Raw genomic sequence first — 409 nt, 5'->3', positions numbered from 1 at the left:
AGGGCTGGAGACGGACCTGACCGCGATCACCGGGTACGACCAGGTCTCCATCCAGCCCAACGCCGGGTCCCAGGGCGAGCTCGCCGGCCTCCTGGCGATCCGCGGGTACCATCACTCCCGCGGAGACCAGCAGCGCAACGTGTGCCTGATCCCGGCCTCGGCGCACGGCACCAACGCCGCCTCGGCCGTGCTCGCGGGGATGAAGGTGGTCGTGGTGGCCACCGCTGCCGACGGGACCATTGACCACACGGACCTGTACGCCAAGATCGAGGCCAACAAGGATGTCCTGTCCTGCATCATGATCACCTACCCGTCCACCCACGGGGTGTACGACGCCGACGTCCGCGAGGTCTGCGACGCGGTCCACGCCGCGGGCGGCCAGGTGTACATCGACGGCGCGAACCTCAAT

General features: G+C 68.7%; 1 pseudogene. It reads left to right on the top strand.

From position 1 onward, the window contains the following. Positions 1-409 (top strand): annotated as a pseudogene (locus FDW83_RS18995) (beta-eliminating lyase-related protein); the annotation flags it as partial.

This window comes from Pseudarthrobacter sp. NamE2 (assembly GCF_005796205.1).
Classification (GTDB): Bacteria; Actinomycetota; Actinomycetes; order Actinomycetales; family Micrococcaceae; genus Arthrobacter.
This window is presented reverse-complemented; position numbering and strand designations above follow the sequence as displayed.